We start from the raw sequence: 10383 nt of genomic DNA, 5'->3' as shown, positions 1-10383 counted from the left end.
TTTAAGTTGAACCGTTCAACGCAGTAACAATTTTCTGCAACGTTTGTTCAACTAAATTTGTTACTAGGCAAGCGACAAGCAGCGTCACGCCGTCAGTGCGTGAGTAACAAAATTACGCAAAACAACGAAGCCGCCCGGAACCGCTTCCGGGCTTGCCACGCCGCTTATTCCTGCCCTGCGCGCCGTGCGGATGTCCGTGACAACGCCGCCCAATCCAGATGACCCTCGCCGTGCGCGAGGCTTTCGATATGGGCATCGCGCAGTGCGCTTGCCAACGGCAGCGGTACGTTGACTTGCTCCGCTGCTGCCAGCGCCAGGCGCACATCCTTGAAGCCGAGCGCCAGCTTGAACCCGGCCGGCTCGAAGCGCTCCTCGGCGATTGCCTTCCCGTAGCCCTTGTAGACCGGTGTCGCGAATGCCGTTGACGTGACCAGCTCGAGAAAGTCGGCCTTGTCTACGCCATGCCCCTGCGCCAGCGCGACGGCCTCGCCCATGGTGCCGATAGCGCTGGCGATCATGAAGTTCACCGCCAGCTTGGCGGCATTGGCCTGCTCGGGCCGCTCGCCCAGGTACCAGGTCTTTTGGCCCAGCACGTCGAACAACGACTGCACGGCCGCAATCGCTGCAGGCGCGCCGGCGGCCAGGATATTGAGCTCGCCGGCCTCGGCCACATTCACCCGGCCGAGTACCGGTGCGGCAACGTATCCAACGCCTTGCGTCTGGTGCAGCGCTGCCAGTTCGGCGCCCAGGGCTACCGATACCGTGGCCATGTTCACGTGGATGGCGCCGGGCTTGAGGGCGGCCAGCGTTCCCGCCTCGAGCACGGCGGCACGTGTGGCGGCATCGTCGGCAAGCATCGAGACCATGACATCGGCATCGGCGACGGCTTCCCGCGGTGTAGCGGCGCTTTCCGCGCCGAGCGCGACGAGCTTCGTCACCGGTGCTGGCGAGCGGTTCCAGCCGCGTACCGCGTAGCCTGCCTTGACAAGATTGACTGCCATCGGCAGGCCCATCGTACCGAGGCCGAGAAATGCGATCTTCATAAGGGCTTCTCCTGCATCAAATGGAATGGATCATTTCCTAAATAGACAAAAAATCAGGCCAGCGCGTTGAGCGCGGCGTCTACCACGGCCTGCATGTCTTCACGGCTGCGACGGGTTTTACCGACCACGCGCATGCCTTGCGTCAGACACAAGAGCATCCGCGCGGTGGCCTCGACATTGACATGGGCAGCAATGGAGCCGTCGTCCTTTCCTTGGCGGATCAGGTCTGCGAGGAATGCTTCGTTACGTGCGAGCGCCGTGGCGATGTGGTCGGCCAGCGGTTTCTCGAATGCCGACAGGCCCACCGTGCTGCCGACAACAAGGCATCCTTGCCGGCCGGTCGCCCCCTGAGAGGATTCGGCATAAAACGCCAGCGTCTTGCGCAGGCGTTCCAGGCCCGTACCGCCCTCGCCAATGGCATGACGCAGCTTCTCCATCCGCTGCGCGCGGTATCGGTCAAACGCTGCCAGGAAAAGCTGTTGCTTGTCCTTGAATGCCTTGTAGAGACTCCCCTGCGCCAGACGCATGGCCTGGGCCAAGTCGGAGATCGAGGCGCCGTGGTAGCCCCGTTCGCTGAATACCCGCACGGCCCGATCCAGCGCCTGATCGACGTTGAATTCACGCGGCCGGCCCCGGCCACGCGGGCGGGCGGAGGCTTGATGGTTGGTCGCCATGCTGAAAATGCCGTTCAATTTGGAATTGATCGTTTTCCAATATAGCACCAGTTGCTCGCCAGCGTTGGTTGGTTGGCTGGATGCCGCATGCACTCAGCGGCGACACTCCAGCCTTGCCGCGCCAGGCAAACGGCCCGCTCTGAAATCATGTCGCCGTAACCTGGCTCTCCAGGACTTGGGAAACTAACAAAGGACGACGGAGGCGGGTATGATTGCCCGCGGCGGGCCCGTGATGCTCTACCCGCCTCCGCCAGGGCGAAACTCGGGATGGGCTGCCGCTGCGGGGTTCTCCCGGTTCCCGACACAGCAATACCGGGGCCCCCTACTCCTGAAGTCCGCCAGGCGGCTTGGCAAGGAGATCCGTGTGTTTGCGATCTGGGCGTTGGTGATCGGCGGACTGATGGTAACGATGGGCCTCATCGGTTCGGTCGTGAAACGGCTGCCCATTGCGCCCTCCGCGCTGTACCTGCTGTTTGGTGTGGCGCTCGGCCCCGTTGGCGCCGGCCTGATCACGCTCGATGTCCACGATCCGGGCCACGTTGCCGCGCTCGAGATCATCACCGAAATCGCCGTGCTGATCTCGCTGTTCGGCGTGGGCCTGCGCTTGCGCGTCCGCATGTCATATCGGGTATGGCGCTTGCCGGTCCAGCTTGCCAGCGTGGCGATGCTGCTCACCATCGCGGGGATATGCGCGGTCGGGGTCGGTTGGCTGGGGCTGCCGCTCGGGGTCGCAATACTTGCCGGCGCCATCCTTGCGCCGACCGATCCGGTGCTTGCGTCCGACGTACAAATGGCGGACACCGAAGACCGGGACATCGTTCGTCTGAGTCTGACCGGGGAAGGCGGCCTGAACGATGGCACGGCCTTCCCGTTCGTGATGCTGGGCCTGGGACTGCTTGGCTATCACGAGCTGGGCCCCGGCCTGACGCGATGGATCGCCGTCGACCTGATCTGGGCAACCGCCGGGGGCCTTGGCATCGGCGCCGCGCTGGGCCTGCTGGCCAGCAAGACGATCCTGGCCTTGCGCATGCGCTTTCATGAGGCTGTCGGGCTCGAGAGCTTCTTCACGTTGGGGCTGATCGGCGTGTCCTATGGCGCCGCGTTGTCGGCGAGCACCTATGGCTTTCTGGCGGTGTTTGCGGCCGGCGTGGCAATGCGCCAGGTCGAACGCGACGAAAACCCGGACACGCCTCCGGACGAAGTGCTCGGCACCCTCCCCGTCAAGGGTCTTGAACAGGTTGCCACACACGAGCACAAGGCGGCGGCTTATCTGACGCAGACCGTATCCGAGTTTTCCCTCGACGTGGAGCGTCTGGCCGAGCTATGCGTCACCCTGCTGATCGGGGCCATGCTGACGCGGGCGACTTTCAGCGTTCCCGCGCTGGGCTGCGCCCTGCTGTTGATCCTGTTGATCCGGCCGCTCTCGGTCTATCTCTCCACGGCGGGCATGGGCTTGCGGCCGGCGCAACGGCGGCTCACCGCATGGTTCGGCATCCGGGGCATCGGCTCGCTGTACTACCTGGCCTATTCGCTGGTTCATGCCCCCGATCTGGCGCATGCCGACCTGTTGCTGCAGATCACCTTGTGCACGGTGGTCGTGTCGATCGTGCTGCACGGGTCGACCGCCACGCCGCTGATGGCCATGTACCAGCGGCTGCGCCGGTGACAGCGCTCTGCGCGCTGCGGACAAAAACTGTCAGCCCGATACCGCTCAGCGTGGCGCCGCACCGGCATTGCCCTGCCCCGCGGCCTCCAGTACCTCGCGCACCGCATTGGCCGCATCGATCGCTCGCGGAAATCCGGCAGTCACGGTGGTCAGGTAGACCACCTCTTTCAATTCTTCGGGCGTCACGCCCAGCCGCAGCGCGTAGCCGGCGTGGATCTTCAGCACCTGCGTGTGCCCCTGCGCCGCGAAGGCCGCGACGGCGGCAAGCTGGCGGGTGCGATCGTCCAGCCCGGGCCGGGACCAGACATCGCCCAGCGAGTAGTCGACGATGGCATCCGCCAACGGCAGAAAGTCCTTGCGCAGTGCATTGAGCACCGGCTGGCCGGCACCGCCGGAAAGTTTGTCCATGGTGGCGGTGCCACGCTCGCGCGGCGTGCGTTGCGCGGGCTCGTTGCCTGCCACCCCCTGCGCGTACGCAGCGCCGAACGTCGCGCTGACGTAGACGGCGGCCAGGACAAGGGCGGGGTCGACGGAGCGAAGGCGAGCAAGGAAAGCGAAGCGATGGCGAAGCGGCATGACGGGCTCCTCGGCGGTGGGATTGTCTGACCGAGGCATTGTCGAATGCCCGTCCGCAAGACGCGAATACCTATTGGTCTGCGATGCTTGCCTGATTCTCTAGTCGGATGCCGTCGCGGCTCCGTTGCGGACGGTGGGCCGGACCCCAACGCCGGTCAGACGTCGCCCGATACCGCATGGCGCGCGCTGCGCGTACAAAGGAAGGCACGCATTGACAGGAGGCGACCATGGCAGGAAATGTCCACGTTGTGCCGACCGATGGCGGCAAATGGACCGTGCAGATCGAGGGAACAGACGGCACCGGCCCGACCTACGATACGCAGCAGGAGGCGATCGCTTCCGGCACCGAAGCGGCGCAGCAAGCCAAGGTCGAGCTGTTGATCCATGGCGCGGACGGCCGGATTCGCGAACGCAACAGCTTCGGCAACGATCCCCGCAGCGTCAGGGGGTAGCGCGGCTGCCGGCGTGACCAGATCGTTCCGGCCCAACAGTAGCGTGGACGAAGCCGGCAATCCCTTGGGTCCGGTACCAGTTCTGATGCCAGGCGATATGCAATCACCCTCCGGCATGCATTTCGGTGGCCATGTCGCGGTCCAACGCGATTACTCCGCAGCGATCTTCATCGTCTTGACGTCCCGCTCCCAGCGCATCAGCTCGTCGTTGATGCGTGCCCGGAACGCCGCCGGCGTGCTGGCCTCCGGCTCGACGCCCTGCTGCGCCAGCGCCGCCACCACATCCGGCTTGGCCAGCGCCTTGGCCGTTTCGCGCGCCAATTGTTCGACGATGGCGGGGTCGGTGCCACCGGTCGTGAAGAGCCCGTACCAGCTGGAGAAGTCGTAGCCCGGCACGCCGGCTTCGGCCATCGTCGGCACGTTGGGCAGCGAGGGAATGCGCTTCTTCGTGGTGACGGCCAGGATCTTGGCCTTGCCGGTCTTCAGTGCCGCCATGGCGACCGGCACCGAGCCGAACACCATGTCGACATTGCCCGCGTAAAGGTCGTTCATCGCCGGGCCGTTGCCCTTGTACGGGATGTGCAGCAGGTCGATGCCGGCCAGCTTCTCCATCAGCGCGCCGGACACATGCAGCGTGGTGCCGTTGCCCGAGGAGCCGTAGGTATAGGCGCCCGGCTTCTGCCGGGCAGCGGCCAGCAATTCCTTGACGTTGTTGACCGGCAGTCCGCTTCTGACCATCAGCACGTTCGCCGCCTCGGCGACCAGCGATACTGGCGCGAGCCCGGTGCGCGGGTCATAGGGCATCTTGCGGGTCAGCGCCGGCATGATGGTCTGGGCGCCGGCGCTGCCGAGCAGCAGCGTGTAGCCGTCCGGCGCCGCCTTGGCGACCATGTCCGAGCCGATCAGGCCGCCCGCGCCGCCGCGGTTTTCCACCACGACGGACTGGCCCATGCTCTGCTGCAGTTCCTTGGCGAGGATGCGGGCGATGGTGTCGTTCGCCCCGCCCGCGGCGAATGCCACGACCATGCGGATCGGTTTCGACGGGTACTTGTCCGCGGCAAACGTCAGCGAAGGGGCGACGCACAGCGCGCCAAGAGCAAGCAGGGTACGGCGGCGGACGGCATTACGGACAGCGGGCATGACGGGTTTCTCCTCCTGATGGTCGGCCGATCATAATTGCGCGCTCAAATAAAGAAAATTAAGACTTTATTTGCGGGATCAAAAGAAAAACTTAAGATCCGCGCGGTAGCGCGAAGCGGTCAAACCGGCTGTCCCATCATGGCGCACGATTCCCCATCCAGGGGCGACGCCGCCCTATATCGGTGAGCGATCCCCCGTCGGCAGCGTCTTCGCGGCGGCCGTGCTTTCCTCGGACCACCCTCCTCCGAGCGCCCGGAACAGCGAGGCGAGCGCGGCCTGGCGCTGCGCCGCCACGTCGATCAGGGCCGTTTGCGCGGCATAGTGGCTGCGCTGCGCCTCGAGGTAGCGTAGATGGTCGTCGACGCCGGCCCGGTAGCGCGCCTCGGACAAGCGCAGCGTCTGTTCGCTGGTCTGCGCCACCGCACGGCGCGCGATCTCCTCGCGCCGCAAGGTATCGGTGGCGGCGAGCGCGTCCGATACTTCGCGGAATGCAGTCTGGATCGTCTTCTCGTAGTTGGCCACGGCGATGTCCTTGCGCGCATGAGCCAGGTCCAGGTTCGCCACATTGCGGCCGCCGGAGAAGATCGGCAACGTCAGCTGCGGCGCGAACGCCCATATCGTCTGACCCGCGCCGAACAGATTCGACAGCTCGCCGCTGGCGCTGCCGAACATGCCCGTCAGCGCGATGCGAGGGAAGAACGCCGCGCGCGCGGCGCCGATGTCGGCATGCCGCCCGCGCAGCCGCTGTTCCGCCGCGAGGATGTCCGGGCGATGAATCAGCAGTTCGGACGGCGTGCCGGGCGCCAGGTCCTGCACCAGCAGCACGTCGTCGCGCGGCGTCTGCGGCAAGCGCGCGCCGACGTCGGGCACACCGACCAGCAGCGCGAGGGCATTGGTGGCCTGGCGGAATTCGCGGTCGGTGCGCTCCAGATCGGCGCGCGCCTGATCGGTCAGGCCGCTTGCTTCGTGGAAATCCAGCGCGGTCGCGGTGCCGGCCTGGCGGCGCTGCGCGATCAGCCGCAACGACGACTCGCGCGTCTGCAGCGTCTGCATGGTCAGCAGATGGCGCCGCTGGGCGCTGTCTCGCGCCAGATAGGCCTGGATGACCTCGGCGATCAGGCTGATGCGGGCACTGCGCGCGGCCTCCTCGGTCGCCAGGTACTCGCGCAGCGCCGCTTCCGACAGGTTGCGCACGCGGCCGAACAGGTCGAGCTCGAACGACGGCACGGCAATACCGGCCTGCACCGATTGCTGGACCGACGGCATGCCCGGCTGACGGAGATCCTCCGCAACGCGCTGCCGCGTCCCCCCGCCTTCTGCCTGCAGACCCGGCACGCGATCGGCGCGTTGCACGCGGTACATCGCCCGTGCCGCCTCGATGTTCAGCACGGCCTGCCGGAGGTCGCGATTGTTGTCGAGCGCGAGTGCGACGAGCTCGCGCAGCTTGTCGTCGACGATAAAACGCTCCCATTGCAGCACGGCGGCCGATGAAGGCGCGGCCTGCGCGTCGCCGGCAACCGGCTGGCCGGAGGTCCACTGCGTCGGGACCGGCGCGGCCGGCCGCTGATAGACCGGCGCAAGCGAGCAGCCCGCAAGCGCAGCGCCCAGGCTCAGCAGCAGGCAGGGGAGCACGCGCGGCAGCGGCGTTCTGGTTCGAATCGGTTTCATTGCGCGCCCTCCGTCGTGGTGGACGTGGTCGGCGTGGTGGTGCGCGCGTTGTCCCGATAACGCTTGAAGCGCGACAGCACCCAGACGAAGAACACCGGAGCGAAGACGACCCCGAGCGTGGTCGCCGTCAGCATGCCGCCGATGACGCCGGTGCCGATGGCACGCTGGCTGGCCGCACCGGCGCCGGTGGCAATGGCCAGCGGCACGACGCCCAGAATGAACGCCATCGACGTCATCACGATCGGGCGGAACCGCAGCCGGCTCGCCTCGAGCGCGGCGTCGATCAGCGGCATGCCCTGTTCCCGCAGCGACTTGGCGAATTCGACGATCAGGATCGCGTTCTTCGCCGCCAGACCGATGATCGTGATCAGCCCCACCTTGAAATAGACGTCGTTCGGCATGCCCGCCGCATTGACCGCCAGCACCGACCCCAGCGCGCCGATCGGCACGATCAGCATCACGGCTGCGGCGATCGCCCAGCTTTCGTACAGCGCGACCAGCAGCAGGAAGACCACCAGGAACGACAGCGCCAGCAGCAGCGGTGCCTGCGCGCCGGCCTGGCGCTCCTGGTACGACAGCCCCGTCCATTCGTAGCCGATACCCGCCGGCAGCGTGCCGACGATCCGTTCGATCTCCGCCATGGCCTCGCCGGTGCTGAAACCGGGCGCGGCGTCGCCCATGATCTTGATCGTCGGATAGCCGTTGTAGCGGGACACCTGCACCGGACCGATCTCCCATTCGGGCGTGGCAAACGCGCTCAGCGGCACCTGCTCGCCGCGTGCGTTCGGCACGTTCAGCGACAGCAACGCCTCGGGCGTCATGCGGTCGCGCACATCGGCCTGCACCACCACCCGCTGCAGGCGGCCGATGTTGGCGAAGTCGGCCACGGTGGCCGAGCCATAGGCGCTGGAGAGCGCGGTGTTGATCGCCTCGAAGCCGACGCCCAGCGCTTCGGCCTTGTCCCGATCGATATCGAGACGCAGTTGTGGCGCGTCCTCCAGGCCTTCCATCATTGCGTAGGCGAGCACGGGCGAGGCATTCGCCTGGCTGAGCAGCGCGTCGCGTGCCGCGATCAGGGCCGCACGCCCCAGACCACCGCGATCCTGCAGCCGCAGCGCGAAGCCGCTGGCGTTGCCCAGCCCTTCGATCGGCGGCGGATCGACCGCCATCACACGAGCCGCCTTCATGCCGGCAAATTTCGCGTTGAAGGCCGCCACCTCGTCGCTGGCATGCTCGCCGCTGCCTCGCTCGGACCAGTCGGTCAAGGTCGGAAAGCCAAGCGCCGCGTTCTGGCCGCTGCCCGAGAAGCTGAATCCCAGCACCATCGTGGTCGACTCCATCGCCTTGCGCGCGAGCAGCCAGCTCTCCAGTTCCTTGACGACGGCCTCGGTGCGCTGATAAGTCGCGCCCGGCGGCAATTGCACGTCGACCACGAAGTAGCCCTGGTCCTCGATCGGCACGAAGGACTCGGGCAGCCGCGTGTACAGCAGGGCCAGCACCGCGACCACCATGCCGTACACGACCATGCACCGTCCCGCACGGCGCAGCAGCTTCCCGTTCAAGGCGGTGAAGCGCTCGGTCAGGCGGCCGAACTTGCGGTTGAACCAGCCGAAAAAGCCGCGCTTCTCCTCGTGATGCCCGGCCGGAATCGGCTTGAGCAGCGTCGCGCAAAGCGCCGGCGTCAGCGTCAGCGCAAGGAAGCCCGAGAACAGGATCGAGACGGCCAGCGACAGCGAGAACTGCCGGTAGATCACGCCCACCGATCCGGACATGAACGCGAGCGGAAAGAACACCGCCGCCAGCACCAGCGTGATGCCGACGATCGCGCCCGACACCTGGCTCATCGCCTTGGCGGTTGCCTCGACCGGACCGAGACCTTCCTCGGCCATGATCCGCTCGACGTTCTCGACGACCACGATCGCGTCGTCGACCAGGATGCCGATCGCCAGCACCATGCCGAACATCGTCATCATGTTGACCGAGAAGCCGAGCGCATACATCACGGCCAGCGTGCCGGCCAGGCACACCGGCACCACGATGGTCGGAATCAGCGTGTAGCGCAGGTTCTGCAGGAACAGCAGCATCACCAGGAACACCAGCACCACCGCTTCGAGCAGCGTGTGGATGACCTTCTCGATGGCGACTTCGACGAAGCGCGAGGTGTCGTACGGAATCGAATACTCGATATCGTCGGGAAAGGACTTCGACAGCTCGTCGAGCCGGGCCTTGACGGCGCGCGCGGTCTCCAGTGCGTTGGCGCCGGGACGCAGTTGCACCGCGGCGCCGACCGCCGGCTTGCCGCTGGTCGTCATGTCGAAGTTGTAGTCCTGCAGGCCGACTTCGAGGCGCGCGACATCGGCCAGCGTCACCTTCGAGCCGTCCGGATTGGCACGCAGCACGATGGCACCGAATTCCTCGGTGGTGGTCAGCATGCCCTTGACGGCGATGGTCGCGCTCAGCTCCTGCTCGGCGCTGCCGGGCCGGCTGCCGAAGCTGCCGGCCGGCACCTGCACGTTCTGCGCGGCGATCGCCGCGTTGACATCGGCCACCGACAGCCCGTAGCCAAGCAGCTTCTGCGGGTCGATCCACACCCGCATCGCGGCTTCCGCGCCGAAAAACTGCACCTTGCCGACGCCCGGCACGCGCCGGATCTCGTTGTTGATCCGCCGCGCCGCATAGTCGGCGAGCGTGACCATGTCCTTGCCGGCACCGTCGCCCTTGAAATTGATCGCGTAGACCATCAGGAAGCCCGCGCTGACCTGCTCGGTCCGCAGGCCCTGGCGCGTGACCGCGGCCGGCAGCCGCGCTTCGGCCTGCTTGATGCGGTTCTGCACATCGACCTGGGCGAGGTCCGGGTTGACGCCCGGCGCGAACGTGACGGTGATTTCGGCGAGGCCGGCGGAGCTGCTGGACGAGTCGTAGTACAGCATGCCCTTGGCGCCGTTCAGCTCTTCCTCGATGACGCTGGTCACCGAGTCGACCAGCGTGGTGGCCGAAGCGCCGGGGTAGATCGCGGTAATGGCAATCTGCGGCGGCGCAACCGTCGGGTATTGCGAGACCGGCAGCGACGGCATCGCCAGCAATCCGGCCAGCACGATGAAGATGGCCAGCACCCAGGCGAAGTTGGGGCGATGAATGAAGAATCTTGGCAGCATGATGTCTGT

8 protein-coding genes are annotated in these 10383 nt (G+C 66.3%); 2 read left to right on the top strand and 6 right to left on the bottom strand.

Features of this window, described 5'->3' with window-relative positions; all coding sequences use genetic code 11:
• Window positions 1-164 precede the first annotated feature (164 nt).
• Together J5T34_RS20940 and J5T34_RS20935 are read right to left on the bottom strand one after the other, a co-directional pair.
• A complete protein-coding gene (locus J5T34_RS20940) occupies window positions 165-1043 on the bottom strand; it encodes an NAD(P)-dependent oxidoreductase (protein ID WP_208582699.1) in 879 nt (292 codons plus the stop codon).
• A 53-nt stretch (window positions 1044-1096) separates the two neighbouring features.
• Window positions 1097-1630 (bottom strand): TetR/AcrR family transcriptional regulator, encoded by a 534-nt coding sequence (locus J5T34_RS20935; protein WP_208582719.1) that lies wholly within the window; start codon window positions 1628-1630, stop codon window positions 1097-1099.
• Window positions 1631-1925: 295 nt separating this feature from the next.
• Here J5T34_RS20935 and J5T34_RS20930 point away from each other — a divergent pair, with 295 nt between their 5' ends.
• Window positions 1926-3383, top strand: a complete 1458-nt coding sequence (locus J5T34_RS20930; RefSeq protein ID WP_244259117.1) for a cation:proton antiporter — start codon at window positions 1926-1928, stop codon at window positions 3381-3383.
• Window positions 3384-3428: 45 nt separating this feature from the next.
• On the opposite strand, the gene J5T34_RS20925 is transcribed toward J5T34_RS20930, so the two are convergent.
• Window positions 3429-3959: a carboxymuconolactone decarboxylase family protein gene (locus J5T34_RS20925; protein ID WP_208582697.1), complete on the bottom strand. Its 531-nt coding sequence runs from the start codon at window positions 3957-3959 to the stop codon at window positions 3429-3431.
• 227 nt (window positions 3960-4186) lie between these two features.
• Between J5T34_RS20925 and J5T34_RS20920 the strand changes: the two genes are divergently transcribed.
• A complete protein-coding gene (locus J5T34_RS20920; protein ID WP_208582695.1) occupies window positions 4187-4411 on the top strand; it encodes a DUF2188 domain-containing protein in 225 nt (74 codons plus the stop codon).
• Window positions 4412-4561: 150 nt separating this feature from the next.
• Here J5T34_RS20920 and J5T34_RS20915 read toward each other — a convergent pair whose 3' ends face one another.
• The 3 genes from J5T34_RS20915 to J5T34_RS20905 form a co-directional block, all read right to left on the bottom strand.
• Window positions 4562-5551 carry a Bug family tripartite tricarboxylate transporter substrate binding protein gene (locus tag J5T34_RS20915; protein WP_208582693.1) on the bottom strand — a complete coding sequence of 330 codons (990 nt, stop codon included), beginning with the start codon at window positions 5549-5551 and terminating at the stop codon, window positions 4562-4564.
• 174 nt (window positions 5552-5725) lie between these two features.
• Window positions 5726-7219 carry an efflux transporter outer membrane subunit gene (locus J5T34_RS20910; RefSeq protein WP_208582691.1) on the bottom strand — a complete coding sequence of 498 codons (1494 nt, stop codon included), beginning with the start codon at window positions 7217-7219 and terminating at the stop codon, window positions 5726-5728.
• On the bottom strand, window positions 7216-10371 hold the full coding sequence (locus tag J5T34_RS20905; protein ID WP_208582709.1) for an efflux RND transporter permease subunit: 3156 nt from the start codon (window positions 10369-10371) through the stop codon (window positions 7216-7218). The genes J5T34_RS20910 and J5T34_RS20905 overlap by 4 nt, the downstream gene beginning before the upstream one ends.
• Between the last annotated feature and the right edge of the window lie 12 nt (window positions 10372-10383).

It is taken from the genome of Cupriavidus gilardii (assembly GCF_017598945.1).
GTDB classification, from domain to species: domain Bacteria; phylum Pseudomonadota; class Gammaproteobacteria; order Burkholderiales; family Burkholderiaceae; genus Cupriavidus; species Cupriavidus gilardii_E.
Note: the sequence above shows the minus strand (reverse complement) of the source record. Positions and strands in the feature narration are given on the sequence as shown.